The sequence below is a fragment of the Dactylosporangium salmoneum genome, from assembly GCF_039532525.1.
GTDB classification, from domain to species: Bacteria; Actinomycetota; Actinomycetes; order Mycobacteriales; family Micromonosporaceae; genus Dactylosporangium; species Dactylosporangium salmoneum.
Genome location: NZ_BAAARV010000004.1, coordinates 329,885 through 349,749, shown reverse-complemented (window position 1 = coordinate 349,749; position 19,865 = coordinate 329,885). Strand labels below are relative to the sequence as shown.

Below are 19,865 nucleotides of genomic sequence, written 5' to 3'. Positions count from 1 at the left end.
GACGCGGAATGCCGGCACCGGCACACGGCGAGCGGGACGCCGGCAGGACGGCCGAGCGCTGACACGGAACGCCGGCGGCGGCACACGGCGAGCGGGGCGCGGCAAGGCGGAGTCCGCGCGGATCGACGGGCCAGCCCAGGGCGCCGACGTCGGGGCAAGGTGGGCAACCGGCGGGAAGCCCACCTGGAGGACTGACGCCCGGGTGAGGTGGACGACCCGCAGGGAGGCCGCGCGGAGGGTCGACGCCAAGGCGAGGTGGGCCGCCGGAGTGAAGGCCGACGCCGGCACAGGGAGAGCCAGGCGCACCGGGCCAGCGGGAACGGCGGGGCACATGGGGGCGCCGCCGAGGTGCGCGGGCACGAGGCGTAGGCCAGAAGCCGCGTGGGAGGCGGGCGCCGAGGCGGGGACGGTGGGACGCACGGAGGCGCCGCCGAGGTACGCGGGTACGAGGCGCAGGCTGGGGACCACGCGGGAGGCGAGCACCAGGGCGTGGAAGGCGGGCGTCGAGGTGGGGACGGCGGGGCGCGCGGGGGCGCCGGGCGCGGCGGACCGGCAGGCGCGGCCGGGGAGCGTGGGCACGTGGGTGGGCACCGGGTGCGGACCGAAGGCTGGTGGGCGGGGGCGGGTCAGCTGGCCAGGCCCTCGAGCCGTGGCTGGTAGGAGTAGCCCAGGGCGACCTCGACCACGGCGATGAACTGCTCGGCAGCGCGCATCAGGTCGTCGGCCTCGCGGGCGCTCACCACGCGGGGGATGCCGGCCTCGGCGGCGGAGCGCTTGCTGGCGCCGGCGGCGAAGAAGGAGGCCCACTCGGTCAGCTCGGGGGCGACCAGGACCAGGAGCGACCAGACGCTGGTCACGCGGCTGCGGCGGCCGGGGGCGGCGGGAACGGCGCGGGCGGCCAGGACCGCGGCGGCGGCGCGCAGGGCGGCCAGGTGGGCGGTGGCGTAGCGCATGCCGTCGGCGCGGATCTCGGCGGCCTCCTCCAGGCCGTGGCGGGCCATGGTCAGCAGCTCGCGCGGGGTGCGGTGCGGGAGGGCGTGCGCGGGGACCGGGAGCTGCCGGGACGGCGCGCCGGCCGATGTGGAGGCCGGGAAGCGACTGACGTTGGACGAGGTGGTCGAACGGTTCGTCGGCATGTGCTCTCTCCCTCGGGTGGTGCGGTGGCAGGTCGGTGCCTGTGGTGCGCGCCCTGGGGCGCTTGTCGTGCCGGCTGCGGGGGGAGTCGCAGCGGCACGCGGGCGAACGGGTGCCGGGTCCGCGATGGGCGACGGCGCGCCGGCCGGGCGTGGAGCTTCCCCACACCACACCCGGCCGGCTGGGTCGCCGCCCGCCGCCCGGGGGTCGTGGACGGCGAGCGGCGGCCCCGCCTGAGGCCAGACCCGCGAAAATCCGGCCTCCGCGGTGTCGCGGACCGCGCTCGGGGTGGGCGCCGCGAATCGCTTTCCCCGAAGCAGTTCGAACATCCGTTCGATGGGTTAAGACTACACTGGGATGGGCCGGGGGTGGCAATGGTTGGGGGAGAAATTTCGAACAGATGTTCGGGTGATCATCTCTGCTCCCGGGACCATGACCGCCCCCTCCGCAACCCTCAGCCCGCTCGTCGTCACAGCCCGCACCCTAGCGAGGGGGTATGACAAAACCCGGCCGCTCGCGAGGAACCGGTGCCCGGCAAGATGGAGGCCATGCAGCCCCATCCCAACGTCCAGGCGATTCAGGACGCGCTCGACGCCGCCGGTGCGCGCAATGCGGCCGGCGAGCCCTGCCAGGTCACGGTGCTCACCGAGCCGGTGCACACCGCGGCCGCCGCGGCGGCGGCGATCGGTATCGAGGTCGGGCAGATCGCCAACTCACTGATCTTCAACGCCGACGGGGAGCCGCTGCTCGTGCTCACCTCCGGGGCGCACCGGGTGGACACCGGGAAGGTCGCGGCGCTGCTCGGGCTGGGCAAGGTCAAGCGGGCCGAGGCCGACTTCGTGCGGCTGCACACCGGGCAGGTCATCGGCGGGGTCTCGCCGCTGGCGCACCCCAAGCCGGTGCGGACGCTTGTCGACGTCGAGCTCGGGCAGTTCGACGAGGTCTGGGCGGCGGGCGGGATTCCGCAGGCGGTCTTCCCGATCACGTACGCCGAACTGGTGCGCATCACCAGCGGTACCCCTGCCGAAGTGGCGTGATCGCGCGCCTCCACGTCTGGCGGGTGCCGGTGCGCGCGGTGCCCGCGATGTTCTGGTCCATGGCCGTCGATCGGCGAAAGATCCGCAAAAGTGCCGACTTCGCCAAGCTGCTCGGCACCGGGAAAGGGCGCGAGTTCGGGGTGGGCGCGGCCGACCTGACCCGGTGGGCGGCGATCGTCGTGGGCGAGCCGGCGGTGCGCCCGCCGATGCGGGGGGCGGTGAGCAGCTGCACGCTGACCCTGGAGCCGATCGCGAGCCGCGGGACCTGGTCGGGATCGTCGCCCTTCACGCCCACGGATCCGCAGAGCACGGGCGACCAACCCGTGGCCGTGATCACGCGGGCCCGGCTGCGGGCCGGGCGTGCGGTGGCGTTCTGGCGGGCCATCGATCCCGTTGCGCGCGACCTGCGCAACGCCGAGGGGCTGTACTGCGCCTTCGGCATCGGGGAGGCCCCCGTAGGATTTCAGGGCACGGTCAGCGTCTGGCGCTGCGCGGCGGACGTCGTGCGATTCGCGTACCGTCGGCCGCAGCACGCCGCGGTCGTGGCGCGCACCCCGCGGCAGGGCTGGTACGCCGAGGAGCTGTTCGCCCGGTTCCACGTGCTCGACATCGACGGCGACCGAGAGGTGATCGGGTGGAGGGACGGCCAGTGAGGCTGATGCGGTGGCGCGGCGAGGACCTGATCGACCGCCTCGACGACGTCATCGCCGTCTACGGCGAGGCCATGGGGTACTCCGTGCAGCTGCTGCAGACCCGCCGCGGTTACGTCGCAGGGCACACCCGCCGCGAGTCGTTCCAGGCGGTCGCCACGCTCGACGAGGAGAACAACCTGCTCGGCTTCGGGTACGGCTACCGCGGCTCCTCCGGCCAGTGGTGGCACGACCAGGTGCGCAACGCCCTGAAGCGGGACGCGCGCAAGTACTGGCTCGCCGACTGCTTCGAGCTGGTCGAGCTGCACGTCCGCCCGCACGCCCAGGGCAACGGCATCGGCGCGCGCCAGCTGCACGACCTGCTCACCAACGCGCCGCACCGCACCGTGCTGCTGTCCACGCCCGAGGCGCCCGAGGCCACGTCCAGGGCCTGGCGGCTGTACCGCCGGTTCGGCTTCGTCGACGTCCTGCGCCACTTCAACTTCCCGGGCGACGACCGCCCATTCGCCGTGCTCGGCCGGCAACTTCCCCTGTGAGACCGTGGATCGGCCTCGGCGCCCTGGTGCTCGCCGAGATCGGCTATCCACTCACCGGGGGACGCGCCCGCGCGGCGCTCGTCGTCGTCACCGTCGTCATCGGCTTCCTGCTGTCCGTGGGCCACGCCTCCGCCTCGAGGGGCCCGCGCGCGGCCGCGCTGCTGGTGCTGGTCACGGCCGGCGGCGGCCTCGCCGTCGAGGCCGTCGGGCGGAGCACCGGCTACCCGTTCGGCGCCTACGACTACACCGGCGCGCTCGGCCCGCGGCTGCTCGGCGTGCCGCTGGTCATCCCGCTGGCCTGGACGTGGATGGCCTGGCCGGCGTGGGTGGCGGCGGCGCGGCTGACCGCCCGCCCGGTCGCGCGCGTCGTCGTGGCCGGGGCCGGGCTCGCCGCGTGGGACCTGTTCCTCGATCCGCAGATGGTGTCGCAGCGGTACTGGCTGTGGCGCACGACGTCGCCGGCGCTCCCGGGCGTGGCGGGCATCCCGCTCACCAACTACCTGGGCTGGCTGGGGGTCGCCGTCGCGCTGATGGCCCTGCTGCGCCTGGCCCTCGGGGACGACCCCGCGCGACCGGGCGTCGACGCCCCGATGTACGCGATGTACCTGTGGACCTTCGCCTCCAGCATCGTGGCCCACGGGATCTTCCTGGGGCTGCCGGCCTCGGCCGCCTGGGGGGCCGTGGGCATGGGGCTGGTCGCGGTCCCACTGGCGGTGCGGCTGTGGCGCTCCTGATCGGGTGCGCGGCGCTGGCCGCGCTGCTGGTGCACACGCTGGTCAACGCCCGCCTGCTGCGCCGCCCGCCGGCCGCCGCGCCCGCGCCCGGGCCCGGGGAGGTCGCCGTGCTGCTGCCGCTGCGCGACGAGGCCGGGCGGATCGAGCCGTGCCTGCGGGCGCTGCTGGCGCTGCCTCCCGCCGTACGCCTGCTGGTGCTCGACGACGGATCGACCGATGGCACCGCGGATGTCGTCCGGCGCGTGGCCGGGGGGCGCGCGACGCTGCTGAGCGGGCGGGCGCTGCCGCAGGGGTGGCTCGGCAAGCCGCACGCGTGCCAGCAGCTCGCCGACGCGGCCGGGGACGCCGAGGTGCTCGTGTTCCTCGACGCCGACGTGGTGCTCGCCCCGGACGCGGTGGCGCGCGCGGTCGCGCTGCTGAGGACGACCGGGGTGGATCTGCTGAGCCCGTATCCGCGCATCGAGGCCGGCAGTCCCGGCGAGCGGCTCGTCCAGCCGCTGCTGCAGTGGTCGTGGCTCACGTTCCTGCCGCTGCGGGCGATGGAGCGCTCGCCCCGCCCGTCGCTGGCCGCCGCCGGTGGTCAGTTCCTGGTCGTACGGCGCGAGGCCTACGAGCGCGCCGGTGGCCACGCGGCCGTGCGGGACAAGGTGCTCGAGGACATCGAGCTGGCCCGGGCGGTGAAGCGGGCCGGCGGGCGGATCGCGCTGGCGGACGGCGCGGCGCTGGCCCGCTGCCGGATGTACACCTCCTGGCGCGAGCTGGCCGACGGCTACAGCAAGTCGCTGTGGGCCTCGTTCGGCTCGCCGGCCGGCGCGGTGGCGGTGCTCGCGCTGCTGCTCGCGCTGTACGTCGTCCTCCCCGCGACCATCCTCTTCGGACAGTGGGCGGGGCTGGCCGCCTACGCGCTCGGCGTGGCCGGCCGGTTGGTCAGCGCCCGCGCGTCCGGCGGCCGGGCGTTCCCCGACGCGCTCGCGCATCCCGCATCGGTACTGCTCTTCGCCTGGCTGGTCGCCCGCTCCTACCGGCGGCGGGCCGGCACCACGTGGAAGGGGCGCCCGACGTGGCTGCGGTGATCGTCGTCGGGGCGGGCGTCGGGGGGCTCTCGGCGGCCGCGCGGCTGGCCGCGGCCGGGCACCGCGTGACGGTGTTCGAGCAGGCGGAGGTGGTCGGCGGGAAGCTCGGGCGCTACGAGCGGGCGACCGGGGCCGGGACCTTCAGGTTCGACACCGGGCCGAGCCTCTTCACGCTGCCGCAGGTGGCCGCCGAGCTCTTCGCCACCACCGGCGGGGGCGGACTGGACCTGGTGCCGCTCGATCCGATCGTCCGGCACCGCTTCCCCGACGGCACCGTCCTCGACTCGGCCCCCGGCGAACGGTTCGCCGAGCGCATCGCCGAGACCCTGGGCGCGGACGCGGCCGCGGACTGGCGGCGGCTGTGGCGGCGGGCCGGGCGGGTCTGGGAGGCGTCCTGGCGGCACGTGCTGACCAGCCCGGTGGACCCGGTGCGCGTGGCGGGGCTGGCCTGGCGCCTCGGCGACCTCGCCGCCATCGCGCCCGGGCGCACGCTGCGCGGCCTCGGGCGCACGCACCTGCGCGACCCGCGGCTGCGCGTGCTGCTGGACCGCTACGCGACGTACACCGGCGCCGACCCCCGCCGCGCCCCCGCCGCCCTGCTGGCCATCCCCTACGCCGAGCTGGCCTTCGGCGGCTGGTACCTGCGCGGGGGCCTGGGCACCCTGGCCGACGCGCTGCTGGAGCGCTGCGTCTCGCTGGGCGTGGACGTGCGCACCGGCACCGCCGTGCGCTCGATCGCCGTCGAGGGCTCCCGCGCGGCCGGCGTGGTGCTCGACGGCGGCACCGTGGTGCCCGCCGACGTGGTGGTGGCCAACGCCGATGCGCTGCAGGTGTACCGCGACCTGCTCCCGGCCCCTCGGCGGGCCCGCCGGCTGCACGCGCGCAGCCTGGGCGGATTCGTGCTGCTCCTCGGTGTGCGGGGGCGCACGCCGGGGCTCGCGCACCACACGGTCCTCTTCCCGCGCGACTACGACGCCGAGTTCGACGCCATCTTCGGTACCGCGCCCTCGCCGGTCGCCGACCCCACCGTCTTCGTGACCGTGGCCGATGATCCGCTGGTGCGGCCGGAGGGGTACGAGGCCTGGTTCGTGCTCGTCAATGCCGCCCCGCAGGGCCCGGTCGACTGGCCGTCGGTCGCGCCCGGCCACGCCGACCGGGTGCTGGAGGTGCTCGCGGCGCGCGGCTTCGACGTGCGGGAGCGGCTGCTCTTCCGCGAGGTGCGCACGCCGGCCGACCTGGAGGCGGCGACCCTCTCCCCCGGTGGGGCCATCTACGGTACGGCCGGTCACGGGCTGCTGCGGCCGCCCAACCGCGCGCCGGTGCGCGGGCTGTTCCTCGTCGGCGGGTCGGTGCACCCGGGCGGCGGCCTGCCCCTCGTGATGCTGTCCGCGAAGATCGTGGCGGACCTCATCGGGGCTGGCTGAGCGCCTTTGGGGCTGGCCGAGCGCCTTTGGGGCTGGCCGAGCAGCTTTTAGGGCGATAAGTCGGGCGCTGGCGCGCCACGACTTATCGGACATTTCACGATTTACGTCGCGCCGGGGTATAGGCACGTATTTAGCGAAGGGCCTTGCGCACGGCGAACACGAGCTGAGCCAGACCGACCAGGGACAGGCCCAGGGCTATCGCGGCCGCGACGGTGGCGGCGCGCGGGTCGGCCAGGGTCGCCAGGAGGCCGAAGACGGTGACCAGGACGCGGGTCGGCCGCTCGGCGACCGTGATCGTGCCGATGTCGCGCATGCCGGCCGCCGTGGCGCGGGCCCGGACGTACTCGTGCAGCCACATCGCGGCGCCCGCGGCGACGGTCAGCCACACCGGCGCGCCGAGCAGCGTGAAGGCCAGCAGCCAGGCGGCCTCGCTCAGGCGGTCGGCTGCGGCGTCGTACACCTGGCCCATGCGGGTGGCGCGGTCGGCGATCACCGCCAGCACGCCGTCGACGGTGTCGGCGACGGCGGAGAGGAGCACCAGCAACGCCGCCACCAGGGGGCCGGCGGGGAATGCGGGGGCGGTCAGCGGTACCGCGGCGGAGAGCAACAGGCCGGCGAGCGTCGCCGCGTCGGGGCTGCGCACGCCCACGCGGACCAGCGCCGTGCCCAGCCGGTGGCCGAGGCGAAGCCAGCCGCGGACCAGGGGCGAGGCGCGGCGCGGGTCGTAGCCGCCGTGGGTGAGGGACCAGCGCGCGCAGTACTCGTCCCAGCCGAGCGGGTCAGGTCCGCGCACCGACGCCGAGCTGCTGCCACACCTCGCGGGTCGCGGTGGACCGGTTGAAGGTGATGAAGTGGATGCCGGGGACGCCCTCGTCGAGCAGGCGCTGGCCCATCTCGGTGGCGTGGTCGATGCCCAGGCGGCGCACCGCCTGCGGGTCGTCGGCGATCCGCTCGAACCGCGCGGCCAGCGCCGGCGGGAACGGGGCGCCGGACAGCTGCTGCGACCGGGCGATGGTACCGATGGCGGTGACCGGCATGATCCCCGCCACGATCGGCGTGTCACACCCGGCCGCGGCGACCCGGTCGCGCAGCCGCAGGTAGTCGTCGACGTCGAAGAACATCTGCGTGATGGCGAAGTCGGCACCGGCCCGGCACTTGCGCACGAAGTTGGCCGTGTCGGACTCCACGTCGGGCGAGCGCGGGTGCTTGTACGGGAACGCGGCCACGCCGATGCTGAAGTCCCCGGCCTCGTGGACCAGCCGGACCAGATCCTCGGCGTAGAGCACGCCCTCGGGGTGGCGGACCCACTCCGCCGTCGGGTCGCCCGGCGGGTCGCCCCGCACGAGCAGGAAGTTGCGGATCCCGGCCCCGGCGAGCTGCCCGATCACGTTGCGCAGCTCGGCGATCGAGTGGTTGACGGCGGTCAGGTGGGCCATCGGCAGCAGCGTGGTCTCGGTCGCGACCCGCTCGGTGACCGCCACGGTGGTGTCCCGGGTGGAGCCGCCCGCGCCGTACGTGATCGAGACGAACGAGGGCTGCAGCGACTCGAGCTCCCGGATCGCCTGCCACAGCTGCCGCTCCCCCTCGGCCGTCTTCGGCGGCGAGAACTCGAACGAGAACGTGGGCCCGTGGTCCGCGATCAGATCACCGATCGAGGCGGGTCCGCCGGCCATGACAGAGGGAAGTCCGAGAGCCACGCCCCGAGCGTAGTGCCCAACCCCCGCAGGTACGCACCCCAGCTAGCGCCGGGGGGTGGCGCCGGACCGGGAATTCTGTCGTACCCCCGGGGTACAACGGGGTGGACATCGTTCGGGTGGGGTCGCTGGTCGCGGGAGGTGAGCAATGCCTGGCCAATCTGGCGGGCGCACGTCCGCCGCCGAGTCGTTCGGCGCCCTGCTGACCCGCCTGCGGCTGGCGCGGGGCCGCTCGCAGCTGCGCCTGGCCGAGATGCTGTGCGCCGCCGCCGGCGTGCCGACGATCACACGGCACGAGGTGTCGCGGTGGGAGCGCGGCGACCGCATTCCGGGTCCGCCGTGGCTGGCCTGGCTCGCGTTGGTACTGCAGGTGCCGCCCGCCGACCTCGAGCACGCCGCCGCCCGGTCCCGCCGACTGCGCACCCCGGCCGACGGCGCTATGGATCACGACGGGCCCGAGGAGGACGACGGGGCGCGCGTCCGGCTGGGGCCGGCGGGGCGATCCCGGGGGCAGCCGTGGGCCGACGGGCTGCGAAGCGCGGAGCTCGCGCGGACGACTACGGCAGGAGACGAGGGCGGGACGGTGGCGATCGGCAACGGGGCGCGCGTCCGGCTGGGGCCCGCGGCGCGATCCCGGGGGCAGACCGACGCGGACGCACAGCCACGGATCGACGAGCTGCGAAGCGCGGAGCCCGCGCGGACGACTACGGCGGGAGACGGGGGCGGGACGGTGGCGATCGGCAACGGGGCGCGCGTCCGGCTGGGGCCGGCGGGGCGATCCCGGGGGCAGACCGACGTGGACGCACAGCCGCGGATCGACGAGCTGCGGAGGATGGACGACCTGATCTCGGGCGCCGAGCTCGCCCGGCGGGTGCGGGACGAGCTCGGTGTGGCCGTACGCCGGAGCCGGGCGCGGCCGGGGGCGGCGGGGCTCGGCGTCGTCGCGCAGCTGGCGCAGCTCGCGGTGTGGACGGGGGTGGACGCCGGGGCGCCGGTCGGCGGGGAGGCGGTCGCGGCGCTGATGCGGCGGGGGCTTCGGGCGGCCCGCGACGGTGGGCATCGGGCCCTGGCCGGGCACCTGCTCGGCTGCCTCGCGCAGCTGCAGGCCGAGGAGGGCAGCGGGGCCGCGGCGCTGCGGCTGGCCCGGGCCGCGCGGCGGGTGGCGGCGCCGGCGGACGCGGGGACGCTGGCGGTGTTGTGGCTGCGGGAGGCGGCGGCCGCGGCGGCGTGCGGCGAGCGGAGCCACTGCGACTCGGCACTGGCGGCGGCGGAGCGGGCGCATCGGCTGCGCACCGAGGAGCACGATCCGGCCTGGCTGTACTGGCTGGACGACGCGCACCTCGCCGGGCTGGCCGGGCTGTGCCAGGCGCGGCTGGGGCGGCACCGGCTCGCCCTGCCGCTGCTGAGCGCCGCGTTGACCGGGGCGCCGGGATCGTCCTCGAAGACCGCAGAGGGCGGGGCGGTCGCGGCGGGGCGGGGTGCGGACGGCGGGCCCGGCGCGGACACCAGGGCACGAGACGGCGGGCCTGGCGGGGCGATCGCGACGGGGCGGAGCGCGGACGGCGGGCCGGGGGTAGACGCCAGACCGGGAGCGGACGCCAGGCCAGGAGCGGACGCCAGACCGGGAGCGGACGCCAGGCCAGGAGCGGACGCCAGGCCAGGAGCGGACGCCAGGCCGGGAGCGGACGCCAGGCCAGGAACGGACGCCAGGCCAGGAACGGACGGCAGGCCAGGAACGGACGGCGGGCCGGGAGCGGATGCCAGGGCAGGAGCGGACGCCAGGGCATGGGAGGGCGGGGCCGGCACGGCGGTCGCGGTGGGGCGGGGCGCGGGCGGCGGGAGGCGGAGCGCCGGGTGCGGGGCGGGCGGCTGCCGGGTGCGGTTGCGGGGCGCCGGGCTGGTCCTCGCGGGGCGGGCGCGGGCCCTCGTGGCCGGTGGCGAGGTCGGGGAGGCCTGTTCGGCGGCGGCCTCGGCGGTGGAGGCCGGTGCGCTCAGCGGGTCGGCGCGGGTGCTGCGGGAGGTGGAGCGGCTGCGGCCGGAGCTCGGAAAAGCGGCAGCCTATCGCGATTTTTCCGATTTGTGGGAGATGGTGGCCCGGCTGGGTGGCCGGGCGGGGGACACCGGCGCGGCAGTGGGCGAGGTTTCGCGTTAGCGTCTCTGCCGTGACGCACCCCTACCTCGATCGGGCCGGCCTTCGCGAGAGGGTCCGGTCGGCGCTTGACGGCTTCCTGCAGCGGCGGCGGGAGCGGCTCGCCGGGATCGAGCCGGTCGCGCTGGCGCCCGTTGCGGACGCCATCGAGGCGCTGGTGCTCGGGGGTGGCAAGCGGCTGCGGCCGGCCTTCGCGTACTGGGGGTATCGCGGGGCGGGCGGGGCCGACTCCGACGAGGTCGTGGCGGCGGTGGCGGCGCTCGAGCTGGTGCAGGCCAGCGCACTCATCCACGACGACGTGATGGACGGGTCGGAGACGCGGCGCGGGGAGCCGGCCGTGCACCGGCGCTTCGCCGGGACGCACCGGGCGGGCGGCTGGCGGGGCGACCCAGACTGGTTCGGGACCTCGGCGGCGATCCTGCTCGGCGACCTGTGCCTGGTCTGGTCCGACGAGATGCTGCACGCCAGCGGGGTGGACCCCGTCACGCTCGGGCGGGCGCGGCCGGTGTTCGACGAGATGCGCACCGAGGTGACCATCGGGCAGTACCTGGACGTGCAGACGCAGGCCACCGGGGACACGTCGACCGCGCGGGCGAGCCTGGTGGCCCGGTTCAAGTCGGCCAAGTACACGATCGAGCAGCCGCTGGTGTTCGGCGCGGCGCTGGCGGGGGCCGGCAGCGAGGTGGCGAAGGCGTACTCGGCGTTCGGACTGCCGCTCGGGGAGGCGTTCCAGCTGCGCGACGACGTGCTCGGGGTGTTCGGGGACCCCACCGTGACCGGGAAGCCGGCCGGGGACGACCTGCGGGAGGGCAAGCGGACGTACCTCATCGCGGCCGCCATCGAAGGGGCCGGGGTGGCGGTGTTCGACGAGCACCTCGGGGACCCGCGGCTGGATGAGCACGGCGTGGCCCTGCTGCGCAAGACGATCGTGGAGAGCGGTGCGCTGCGGCGGACCGAGGAGCGGATCGCTCAGCTCACCGCGGCCGCGCTCGAGGCGCTCGGCGCGGCGGACGTCACGGACGAGGCTCGGGAGGTCCTGACCGGCCTGGCCCAGGCGGCGACCCAGCGGGTGGTCTGAGCCGGGTCCAGACCGACAGCGTGGTCAGGACCAGGGCGAAGCCGAACGCCAGGTCCTCGATCGGGGCGTGGACCAGACGCGGGCCCAGGATGTCGGCCGGGTTGTAGAGGACCACGCCGCGGCCGGTCAGGATGCCGTTGGACAGCAGCTGGAAGAAGAACACGATCGGGTACGAGCACCAGAAGACCCGGCCGAAGAGCAGGCGCGTGCGCAGCAGCGAGATGTCCAGTACCGCCGCGAGGAGCACCCCGGCGCAGGCCGCGGCGGTGTAGGTCATCGGCGCGACCAGCGGCGCAGGGTCAGGCGGGTGGCCTCGAAGCCGAGGATGGCGCAGACCGGCACGACCACGAAGAACAGCAGTTCCTCCAGCGGGAGCCCGCCCGGGAGGAACACGCCGGTGATCTGGCGCCGGTCGAAGTGCCAGTGGCCGGCGTGGATGGCCAGCAGGTCCCAGGCCACGAAGACAGCGGCGACCGGCAGGACGGTCAGCGCCAGGCGGCGAACCTGGCGCAACACGCCGACCTTGAGCAGCGGCTCCAGCCATAGGGCGCCGACCAGGCAGCCGGCCAGCACCAGCAGGTAGGTCCAGCGCATCCGGTCAGAAGCCCAGGGCCTGGGCGCGCCGCTTGACCTCGGTGGCGCGGTTGCCGCGCAGGGCCTCCGCCGGGGTGCCGGGCAGGGACTCGTCCGGCGTGTAGAGCCACCGGAGGGCCTCAGCCTCGTTGAACCCAGCGTCGTACAACAACGTCAGCACGCCCGGAAGGTGCTTGACCACGCCCGACTCGGTGATGAAGTCCGCGGGGACGCGCAGCACGCCACTCTCCCGGACGGCGATCAGCGAGCGGTCCCGGACCAGCTGGTGCACCCGGTTGACAGGGATGCCGAGGCGCTCCGCGACGTCGGGCATGGTCAGCCACTCGGCCGGGCCGGCAGATGTTTCGGTCACACCTGAACAGTAATGCTCACCGTGTAGCAGGGAGGAACGGGCAGTGGGGCTCTGGCTCAAGGTTCACCGAGAGGTCGCCGGCGCCTGGCGTTCCGCGTGCTACGACATGTCCCAGTACGCGACGCGGCGCCAGGCGCTGCGGCTGCGGACGGCGGAGACGGCCGAGTACGCGCCCCGCCGGCACCGCGGCCAGCACGTGATGCCCAACCAGTACCGCAGCCGGTTCGCCGCCGGCACCGGGGTCGCCCTGCTGGTCGCCGGGGGCGCGGCCGGCACGTACCTGGCGGTCGCCGGCAGCCTGACGGCGCTGCGGGCCGAGCCCTCCGAGACGCCGCTGGCCGCGGCCCCCACGCCTGTCACCGCCGAGGGCACGGCGACCGGGCCGTCGGCGATCCGGCCGACCGCGCCGGCGCCGACCCAGCCCCGGTCGCAGGTGCGCCGGTCGTCGCCGCCCCGGGTCATCGCGCTGCCGGAGGTGCCGGCGCCGAGGGACGTACCCGTGACGCAAACCTCGGATCCCGAGAGCACGCAGACGCCGCCGGCCAGCCCGACCCCGAGCACGAGCGCCAGCCCGTCACCCTCCGCATCCAGCTCATCGCCCTCGCCGACGCCGACGAAGCCCTCGAAATGGGGACGAAACAGTGTCGATGGCGAAGGGCACTGAGGTTTCGGGCCTACCAGCCGTACACTCGCAGCCGATGGACACAACGGTCGCCGATCCACTGCTCGGTGCGCTTCTCGACGGGCGCTACCGCGTTCGCTCGCGTGTCGCCAAGGGCGGCATGGCGACGGTCTACACGGCGCTCGACGAGCGCCTCGAGCGCACCGTCGCCCTGAAGATCATTCACCCGGCGCAGTCGCGCGATCCGCAGTTCGTCGATCGGTTCACCGACGAGGCCAAGACGATCGCCCGGCTCACCCACCCCAACGTGGTCGCCGTCTACGACCAGGGCACCCACAAGGGCCTGCCCTACCTGGTGATGGAGTACGTGCGCGGCCGGACGCTGCGCGAGGTGCTCGCCGAGCGGCGCCGCCTGCAGCCGCAGGAGGCGCTGGCGATCATGGAGCAGATGCTCGCCGCGATCGCCGCCGCGCACCGGGCCGGGCTGGTGCACCGCGACGTCAAGCCGGAGAACGTGCTGGTCGCGGAGTCGCCCGGCGAGTCGCACAACCTCATCGACGGCGTGGTGAAGGTGGCCGACTTCGGCCTGGCCCGCGCCGTGGAGGCCAGCGCCGACGAGGGCTCGCACCTCATGGCCACCGTCGCCTACGTGGCGCCGGAGCTGGTCACCGACGGGCACGCCGACCCGCGCACGGACGTGTACTCCTCCGGCATCGTGCTCTTCGAGATGCTCACGGGCCGCGTGCCCTACGAGGCCGACCGGCCGGTCGAGGTGGCCTGGCAGCACGTGGACCGCGACGTGCCCTTCCCGTCGCGGTACGTGCCGGGCCTGCCGCCGGCCGTCGACGACCTCGTGGCCCGGGCGACCCGCCGCGACCCGGGCGGCCGCCCGACCGACGCCGGCGCGATGCTCGCCGAGGTGCAGGCCGTCCGCGACGACATCGGCGCGGCGACCGCCACCCGGGGCCGGCCGGTCACCCCGCCGACCGTCATGGTGCCGCGGGTGGAGTCGGTGCCGCAGACATCGGTGCCGCAGACGTACGAGTCGGTGCCGCAGACGTACCAGGCCAGCCACCGCCCCTCGTGGGCCCGGCTCCCTTCCTCCGCTCCCCCGTCCGCGGTCGCCCGCCGGCACCGCACCGAGGTCTCACAGGACGACGACGACGCGGGCGGCGGCCTGCAGGGAATGCTCGACCGGATCAACGCCAACCCGCGGACCCGGCTGGGCGTCATCGCCGCCATGCTGACGGTCGGCCTGCTGATCGCGATCGGCGGCTACTGGTTCGGCGTCGGCCGCTACACCGACACGCCCGACCTCACCCGGCAGAACCGGGAGCAGGCGGTCCACCTGGCCACCACGGCCGGCTTCAAGGTCAAGTTCGCCACCGCGGAGTTCGACGCGAGCGTGCCCAAGGACCAGGTGAAGACCCAGGACCCGCCGCCCGGCGGGCGCATCCTGGACGGCGGCACGATCACGCTCACCCTCTCGCTCGGCCCCGAGATCTACAAGGTGCCGGACATCGCGGGCAAGGAGTGGGACCTGGCCGTCCAGGACCTGCAGGCGATGAAGATCAACGCCAACCGGGCGGAGAAGTTCGACGACGCCATCCCGGCCGGCTACGTGGTCGAGACCGACCCCAAGATCGGCACCCAGGTCAACCCCGGGCAGACCATCACGGTGTACGTCAGCAAGGGCCCCAACCCCGTGAAGGTGCCCCAGCTCGTCGGCCGGCAGCTCGACCAGGCCAAGCAGGACCTCAACAAGGTGAAGATCCAGCTGGGCAAGGTCGAGGAGGTCGAGAGCGACAAGCCCAAGGGCGAGGTCGTCTCGCAGAGCATCGGCGACGGCAACAGCGTCGCCGACGGCATGGTCATGGACCTGCAGATCTCCAAGGGCCCGGCCCAGGTCACGATGCCCGAGGTCCGCGGCCAGAACCTCGACCAGGCCCGGCAGCAGCTCGAGGGGCTCGGTCTGGCGGTCGACGTGCAGGGCTTCGGCACCGTGCGCCAGCAGGACCCCCAGCCCGGCACGATGGTGACCCCGGGCCAGCACGTGCGGCTGCTCGCGTACTTCTGATGGACCCCGTTCTCACCCCGGTCGGCGGGCACGCTCCCGCCGCCAGGGGCCTCGCCAAGGCGGCCCTGCGCTACGTCGAGCAGACGTCGGCGACGGCGGTGCAGGTGTACGTCTCCAACCCCCGCGGCTGGGCGCTGACCGAGGGCGACCCGAAGCAGGACGACGCCTTCCTCAAGGGCTGCGCCGACCAGGGGGTGGCCGCCTACGTGCACGCGGCCCTGCTGGTCAACCTGGGCTCCCCCACCGAGGCGACGGTCGAGCGGTCGCTCGCCACCCTGGAGCACGCGCTGCGCCGGGGCCGGGCCATCGGCGCCCGCGGCGTCGTCTTCCACGCCGGCTCCGCGGTGGACGCCGAGCACGCCGAGAAGGCCTTCGCGACGGTACGGCGGGTGCTCCTGCCCCTCCTGGAGCGCGCCGACCGCGAGGGCTGGCCGCCGCTGCTGGTTGAGCCGAGCGCGGGCGGCGGGCGCTCCCTCGCGTCGCGGGTCGAGCACCTGGAGGAGTACCTGGCGGCCGTGGACCGCCACCCGCACCTCGGCGTCTGCTTCGACACCTGCCACGCGTGGGCGGCGGGCCACGACCTGGCCACCCCGGGCGGGATGACCGCGACGCTGGACGCGCTGGTGGCCGCGGCGGGGGCGGACCGGCTGCGGCTGATCCACGCCAACGACTCGAAGGACGCATGCGGCTCGACCCGGGACAGGCACGAGTCGCTGGGCAAGGGAACGATCGGCACCCAGGCCTTCGCCGAGCTGCGGGCCCACCCGGCGGTCGAGGGCCTCCCCCTGATCGTGGAGACGTCGAGCGAGACCCACGCCGCCGACATCGCCCTGCTGCGGGGTTTGACGCGATAAGTCGGGCGCTGGCGCGCCGCGACTTATCGGATTTATACCCCGACAGGTCCTATGTCCGATCTCGCATAATGCTTGACATGTGGCCCTTCGTCCTTGAGCCTTACATCGTGGATCAGCGATGCGCCGCGACCTGAACCTGCTGGCCGTCGGGCTCGCCGCGTCCACCGCCGGCGACGCGGCGGCGCTGGTCGCCCTCCTGCTGCGCCTCCAGCCACACGGCAGCGGCTGGGTGGCCGGGCTCCTCGGGGCCGAGCTGGTGCCCTTCGTCGTGCTGGCCCCCCTCACGGGCCGGGTCGTGGACCGGTTCGAGACCCGGGCCGTGCTCATGATCGCGCTGGCCGGGCAGGCGGTGCTCGCGGTACCGCTGGCCCTCGCCACCAACCTGGGGGCGACCGTCGCCCTCTTCGCCGGGATCACCGCACTGTCGGCGTTCGTGCGTCCGGCCACGTCCGCCCTGGTGCCGACGATCGCCGGCGCGGGGACGACCAAGCGCGGGTACGCCCAGATCGCCACCGGCCAGAGCGTCGGCTGGATCGCCGGGCCGGCCGCCGGCGGGCTGCTCACCGGCGCCTTCGGCCCGACGTCGGCGATCCTGGTCGACGCGGCCACCTTCGCCCTGCTGACCGTCGCCTGCGCGTTCGTCCGGGCCCGCCGCCGCCCGTCCGCGGAAGCCACCGCGGCCGACGGCGGGGCCGCACGGGGCGGCCTGCGGCTGGTCTTCGGCGACGCCGTGCTGCGCACGGCGATCATCGGCAGCGCGATCGCGATCGCCAGCGGGGTGATCGACAACGTCGCCGCGCCGTTCCGGTTCGTGCAGCAGCTCGGGGCGCAGTCGTACGGGTACGGCCTCTACCTCACGCTCTGGGGCGTCGGCGCGCTCGTCGGGGGCCAGCTCGCGCCCCGGCTGCCGATGCGCCAGGCGGCGACCCTCGCCCTGGGCAACCTGCTCTGCGGCGTCGGGATCACGGGCATCGGGCTCGCGCCCGGCCTCCTCCTCGCCTTCGCCGCGTCGGTCGCCGGTGGGGTGGGCAACGGGCTGGTCAACGTCGCGCAGAGCACGCTGATCAGCACCCGCACCCCGGCCGCGCAACACGGCCGGGCCTTCGCGGCGTCCACGGCGGTGGTCCAGACGGCGATCGGCCTGGGGACGGCGGCGGCGGCGCCGCTGGTGGCGGCGCTGCGGGCGGACGGCGCGATGATCGCGGCGGGGGTGCTGACCTGCGCGACCGCGGGGGTCGCCCTGGCGCTGGCCCGGCGCGAAGGATCCCGGGAGGAAACCTTGAGGCCTGAGCCCGACAAGTCGGGCACGCTATCCCACGGTCTATCGGACATATGATCCGCCAGGCGAAAAATCCGATAAGTCGTGGCGCGCCAGCGCCCGACTTATCGGGGCAAACGCCACCGGTCAGAGCAGCGTCGGCAGGACCTTCGCGGCGTGGTCGATGCCGTCGTCGGTCTGGTCCAGGTGGGTGACCAGGCGGACCAGCCGGCGGCCGAGGACCGAGACCAGGATGCCCTGCTCCCTCGCCGCCGCCGCGAACGCCGGGCCGTCCACCGCGGCGCCCGACAGGTCCAGCGGGACGATGTTGGTGCGGATGCGGGCCGGGTCGACCACGCCGGCCGGGGCCAGGGCCTCCGCCAGCCGGTGGGCGCGGGCGTGGTCCTCGGCCAGGCGCGCGATGTTGTTGCGCAGCGCGTACAGGCCCGCGGCGGCCAGGATGCCGGCCTGACGCATGCCGCCACCCAGCCGCTTGCGCAGCTTGCGGGCCGCGGCGATGCGCTCGGCCGAGCCGACGACCAGCGAGCCGACCGGGGCGCCCAGGCCCTTGGAGAGGCAGACCGAGAGGCTGTCGAAGAGGCGGCCGTAGGTGTCCAGGGGCACGCCGTCGGCCACGTGGGCGTGCCAGATGCGGGCGCCGTCGCAGTGCAGGTGCACGCCCGCCTCGGTCGCGGCCTCCCGCAGGGACCGCAGGGTCGCCAGCGGGATGACGGCGCCGCCCTGGCGGTTGTGGGTCTGCTCGACGGCGATGGCGCGGGTCGGGACCGCGACGAAGCCGTCGGGGCGGATCATGTCGAGGACCACCGCCGGGTCGAGGTCGGCGCCGGCGGTCGGCCAGGTGCGGGTGGAGATGCCGCCCAGGGCCGCGGCGGCGCCGATCTCGTCGCTGACGACGTGGGCCGCGGCGTCGCACAGCAGCTCCTCGCCGCGCGGGACGGCCAGCTGCAGCGCGATCTGGTTGGCCATCGTGCCGCTCGGGGTGAACAGGGCGGCCTCGTGGCCGAAGAGGGCGGCGACGTGGGCCTGCAGCTCGTGCAGCGTCGGGTCCTCGTCGAACACGTCGTCGCCGACCTCGGCCGCGGCCATCGCCTCGCGCATGGCGGGCGACGGCCGGGTCAAGGTGTCCGAGCGGAAGTCGACGAGGACGGCCGCGTCAGCCACGCAGCATCTCCGCCACCAGGAAGGCCAGCTCCAGGGACTGCTGGGTGTTGAGGCGCGGGTCGCAGGCGGTCTCGTAGCGGTCCGGCAGGTCGGCGTCGACGATGGCCTGGGCGCCGCCGAGGCACTCGGTGACGTCCTCGCCGGTCAGCTCCACGTGCAGGCCGCCCGGGTGGGTCTCCAGCTCGCGGTGGACCTCGAAGTAGCCCAGGACCTCGTCGACGATGCGGTCGAAGTGGCGGGTCTTGTAGCCGTTGGACGACTCGTGGGTGTTGCCGTGCATCGGGTCGCACTGCCAGACCACCCGGCAGCCGGCCGCGGTGACCTTCTCCACGATCGGCGGGAGCGCGTCGCGGACCTTGGTGCTGCCCATGCGGGCCACGAACGTGAGCCGGCCCGGGACGTTATGCGGGTTGAGCTTCTCGAAGAGCTCCAGCGCCTGCTCGGGGGTGGTGGTCGGGCCGAGCTTGACGCCGATCGGGTTGGCGACGCGCGACATGAAGTCGACGTGCGCGCCGTCGAGCTGGCGGGTGCGCTCGCCGATCCAGAGGAAGTGCCCGGACAGGCCGTACGGCTTCCCGCCCGCGATGCGCACCAGCGGCCGCTCGTACTCCAGCGCCAGGGCCTCGTGCGAGCAGTACAGCGTCACGGTGCGCAGCGCCTCGTCGTCGTTGACGCCGCAGGCCTGCATGAAGCGCAGCGCCCGGTCGATCTCGCGGGCGATCGCCTCGTAGCGCTGCCCGGCCGGCGAGGTCACCACGAAGCCCTTGTTCCAGTCGTGCACGGCGTGCAGGTCGGCCATGCCGCCGCCGAGGTACGCGCGGAGCATGTTCATCGCGCTTGAGGAGTTGGCGTAGGCGCGGACCATGCGCTGGGGGTCGGCGACACGCGCCTCGGGGCTCTTGTCCAGCGAGTTGATCATGTCGCCGCGGTAGGCGGGCAGGCCCAGCGAGTCCAGCGCGGACGAGCGGGGCTTGGTGAACTGGCCGGCCACCCGGCCGATCTTGATGACCGGCAGCGAGGCACCGTAGGTGAGCACGACCGCCATCTGCAGCAGGGTGCGCGCGTTGCCCAGCACGTGAGCCTCGGTGTTGTCGGCGAAGGTCTCGGCGCAGTCGCCGCCCTGCAGCATGAACGCCTTGCCGTCGGCGACGAGGGCGAGGCGCTCGCGCAGCTGGTCGACCTCGTAGGGGGCGACGATCGGCGGAACGGAGGCCAGCAGCTGGCCGACCTCGTCGACGGCGGCCTGGTCGGGCCACGGCGGCGTCTGCGCGCGCGGCAGCGACCGCCACCGGTCGAGGCCGAACTCGTCGTCATCCTGGTTGCCCGGGACGGCGACGCGGGAGATCTCCGGACCGGGGTAAGTGAAGTGGTGCCACTCCTGCCGCATGGGCAAAGCGTACCGAGCGGAATCGGCGGG

The 19,865-nt window shown here is 74.7% G+C and carries 20 protein-coding genes; 12 read left to right on the top strand and 8 right to left on the bottom strand.

The window, feature by feature from the left end:
- Positions 1-626: 626 nt before the first annotated feature.
- Positions 627-1,001: an SAV_6107 family HEPN domain-containing protein gene (locus tag ABD352_RS02565; RefSeq protein ID WP_425553443.1), complete on the bottom strand. Its 375-nt coding sequence runs from the start codon at positions 999-1,001 to the stop codon at positions 627-629.
- Between the two features lie 681 nt (positions 1,002-1,682).
- Here ABD352_RS02565 and ABD352_RS02560 point away from each other — a divergent pair.
- Genes ABD352_RS02560 through ABD352_RS02535 form a run of 6 tightly spaced genes read left to right on the top strand, consistent with a single transcriptional unit; the run spans position 1,683 to position 6,588 of the window.
- Positions 1,683-2,171 (top strand): YbaK/EbsC family protein, encoded by a 489-nt coding sequence (locus ABD352_RS02560; RefSeq protein ID WP_344610528.1) that lies wholly within the window; start codon positions 1,683-1,685, stop codon positions 2,169-2,171.
- Positions 2,172-2,218: 47 nt separating this feature from the next.
- Positions 2,219-2,824 (top strand): monooxygenase, encoded by a 606-nt coding sequence (locus ABD352_RS02555; protein ID WP_425553442.1) that lies wholly within the window; start codon positions 2,219-2,221, stop codon positions 2,822-2,824.
- Positions 2,821-3,357: a GNAT family N-acetyltransferase gene (locus tag ABD352_RS02550; protein ID WP_344610526.1), complete on the top strand. Its 537-nt coding sequence runs from the start codon at positions 2,821-2,823 to the stop codon at positions 3,355-3,357. Before ABD352_RS02555 ends, ABD352_RS02550 begins: the two co-directional genes overlap by 4 nt.
- A complete protein-coding gene (locus ABD352_RS02545; protein WP_344610525.1) occupies positions 3,354-4,091 on the top strand; it encodes a carotenoid biosynthesis protein in 738 nt (245 codons plus the stop codon). The genes ABD352_RS02550 and ABD352_RS02545 overlap by 4 nt, the downstream gene beginning before the upstream one ends.
- Positions 4,079-5,164: a glycosyltransferase family 2 protein gene (locus ABD352_RS02540; RefSeq protein WP_344610524.1), complete on the top strand. Its 1,086-nt coding sequence runs from the start codon at positions 4,079-4,081 to the stop codon at positions 5,162-5,164. Before ABD352_RS02545 ends, ABD352_RS02540 begins: the two co-directional genes overlap by 13 nt.
- On the top strand, positions 5,152-6,588 hold the full coding sequence (locus tag ABD352_RS02535) for a phytoene desaturase family protein (RefSeq protein ID WP_344610523.1): 1,437 nt from the start codon (positions 5,152-5,154) through the stop codon (positions 6,586-6,588). Before ABD352_RS02540 ends, ABD352_RS02535 begins: the two co-directional genes overlap by 13 nt.
- A gap of 130 nt (positions 6,589-6,718) precedes the next feature.
- Here the strand turns inward: ABD352_RS02535 and ABD352_RS02530 are convergent, their stop codons facing one another.
- Both ABD352_RS02530 and metF read right to left on the bottom strand, forming a co-directional pair.
- A complete protein-coding gene (locus ABD352_RS02530; RefSeq protein WP_344610522.1) occupies positions 6,719-7,381 on the bottom strand; it encodes a CDP-alcohol phosphatidyltransferase family protein in 663 nt (220 codons plus the stop codon).
- On the bottom strand, positions 7,368-8,285 hold the full coding sequence (gene metF, locus ABD352_RS02525) for a methylenetetrahydrofolate reductase [NAD(P)H] (RefSeq protein ID WP_344610521.1): 918 nt from the start codon (positions 8,283-8,285) through the stop codon (positions 7,368-7,370). The genes ABD352_RS02530 and metF overlap by 14 nt, the downstream gene beginning before the upstream one ends.
- A 145-nt stretch (positions 8,286-8,430) precedes the next feature.
- On the opposite strand from metF, the gene ABD352_RS02520 reads away from it, so the two are divergent.
- Both ABD352_RS02520 and ABD352_RS02515 read left to right on the top strand, forming a co-directional pair.
- Positions 8,431-10,434 (top strand): NsdA family TPR-like regulatory protein, encoded by a 2,004-nt coding sequence (locus ABD352_RS02520; protein ID WP_344610520.1) that lies wholly within the window; start codon positions 8,431-8,433, stop codon positions 10,432-10,434.
- Positions 10,435-10,444: 10 nt separating this feature from the next.
- Complete coding sequence (locus ABD352_RS02515; protein WP_344610519.1) at positions 10,445-11,509, top strand: polyprenyl synthetase family protein; 1,065 nt, start codon at positions 10,445-10,447, stop codon at positions 11,507-11,509.
- Here the strand turns inward: ABD352_RS02515 and ABD352_RS02510 are convergent.
- From ABD352_RS02510 to ABD352_RS02500, 3 genes are read right to left on the bottom strand one after another with little or no spacing between them, the layout of a single operon-like run.
- Positions 11,445-11,786, bottom strand: a complete 342-nt coding sequence (locus ABD352_RS02510; protein WP_344610518.1) for a lycopene cyclase domain-containing protein — start codon at positions 11,784-11,786, stop codon at positions 11,445-11,447. The genes ABD352_RS02515 and ABD352_RS02510 overlap by 65 nt on opposite strands.
- A complete protein-coding gene (locus ABD352_RS02505; protein ID WP_344610517.1) occupies positions 11,783-12,103 on the bottom strand; it encodes a lycopene cyclase domain-containing protein in 321 nt (106 codons plus the stop codon). Before ABD352_RS02505 ends, ABD352_RS02510 begins: the two co-directional genes overlap by 4 nt.
- 4 nt (positions 12,104-12,107) lie before the next feature.
- Positions 12,108-12,416: an Rv2175c family DNA-binding protein gene (locus tag ABD352_RS02500; protein ID WP_344610571.1), complete on the bottom strand. Its 309-nt coding sequence runs from the start codon at positions 12,414-12,416 to the stop codon at positions 12,108-12,110.
- Between the two features lie 82 nt (positions 12,417-12,498).
- Here ABD352_RS02500 and ABD352_RS02495 point away from each other — a divergent pair, with 82 nt between their 5' ends.
- From ABD352_RS02495 to ABD352_RS02480, 4 genes are all read left to right on the top strand, one after another.
- The gene (locus ABD352_RS02495) at positions 12,499-13,119 is read left to right on the top strand and encodes a hypothetical protein (protein ID WP_344610516.1); all 621 of its coding nucleotides are present in this window, start codon (positions 12,499-12,501) and stop codon (positions 13,117-13,119) included.
- A 34-nt stretch (positions 13,120-13,153) separates the two neighbouring features.
- Positions 13,154-15,154, top strand: coding sequence for a Stk1 family PASTA domain-containing Ser/Thr kinase (locus ABD352_RS02490; protein ID WP_344610515.1), 2,001 nt, complete (start codon positions 13,154-13,156; stop codon positions 15,152-15,154).
- On the top strand, positions 15,154-16,008 hold the full coding sequence (locus tag ABD352_RS02485; RefSeq protein ID WP_344610514.1) for a deoxyribonuclease IV: 855 nt from the start codon (positions 15,154-15,156) through the stop codon (positions 16,006-16,008). Before ABD352_RS02490 ends, ABD352_RS02485 begins: the two co-directional genes overlap by 1 nt.
- Positions 16,009-16,126: 118 nt before the next feature.
- Positions 16,127-17,344: an MFS transporter gene (locus ABD352_RS02480; protein ID WP_344610513.1), complete on the top strand. Its 1,218-nt coding sequence runs from the start codon at positions 16,127-16,129 to the stop codon at positions 17,342-17,344.
- Between the two features lie 69 nt (positions 17,345-17,413).
- On the opposite strand, the gene ABD352_RS02475 is transcribed toward ABD352_RS02480, so the two are convergent.
- Positions 17,414-18,448 carry a threonine aldolase family protein gene (locus tag ABD352_RS02475; protein WP_344610512.1) on the bottom strand — a complete coding sequence of 345 codons (1,035 nt, stop codon included), beginning with the start codon at positions 18,446-18,448 and terminating at the stop codon, positions 17,414-17,416.
- Positions 18,441-19,835: a class II 3-deoxy-7-phosphoheptulonate synthase gene (locus tag ABD352_RS02470; RefSeq protein WP_344610511.1), complete on the bottom strand. Its 1,395-nt coding sequence runs from the start codon at positions 19,833-19,835 to the stop codon at positions 18,441-18,443. The genes ABD352_RS02475 and ABD352_RS02470 overlap by 8 nt, the downstream gene beginning before the upstream one ends.
- Positions 19,836-19,865 lie beyond the last annotated feature (30 nt).

Excerpts from the sequence above, each read along its gene's own strand:
- ABD352_RS02565 (WP_425553443.1), bottom strand. The coding sequence starts at position 1,001 with ATGGCCCGCCACGGCCTGGAGGAGGCCGCCGAGATCCGCGCCGACGGC.
- ABD352_RS02560 (WP_344610528.1), top strand. The coding sequence starts at position 1,683 with ATGCAGCCCCATCCCAACGTCCAGGCGATTCAGGACGCGCTCGACGCC.
- ABD352_RS02555 (WP_425553442.1), top strand. The coding sequence starts at position 2,219 with ATGTTCTGGTCCATGGCCGTCGATCGGCGAAAGATCCGCAAAAGTGCC.
- ABD352_RS02520 (WP_344610520.1), top strand. The coding sequence starts at position 8,431 with ATGCCTGGCCAATCTGGCGGGCGCACGTCCGCCGCCGAGTCGTTCGGC.
- ABD352_RS02510 (WP_344610518.1), bottom strand. The coding sequence starts at position 11,786 with ATGACCTACACCGCCGCGGCCTGCGCCGGGGTGCTCCTCGCGGCGGTA.
- ABD352_RS02505 (WP_344610517.1), bottom strand. The coding sequence starts at position 12,103 with ATGCGCTGGACCTACCTGCTGGTGCTGGCCGGCTGCCTGGTCGGCGCC.
- ABD352_RS02500 (WP_344610571.1), bottom strand. The coding sequence starts at position 12,416 with ATGCCCGACGTCGCGGAGCGCCTCGGCATCCCTGTCAACCGGGTGCAC.
- ABD352_RS02490 (WP_344610515.1), top strand. The coding sequence starts at position 13,154 with ATGGACACAACGGTCGCCGATCCACTGCTCGGTGCGCTTCTCGACGGG.
- ABD352_RS02485 (WP_344610514.1), top strand. The coding sequence starts at position 15,154 with ATGGACCCCGTTCTCACCCCGGTCGGCGGGCACGCTCCCGCCGCCAGG.
- ABD352_RS02480 (WP_344610513.1), top strand. The coding sequence starts at position 16,127 with ATGCGCCGCGACCTGAACCTGCTGGCCGTCGGGCTCGCCGCGTCCACC.
- ABD352_RS02470 (WP_344610511.1), bottom strand. The coding sequence starts at position 19,835 with ATGCGGCAGGAGTGGCACCACTTCACTTACCCCGGTCCGGAGATCTCC.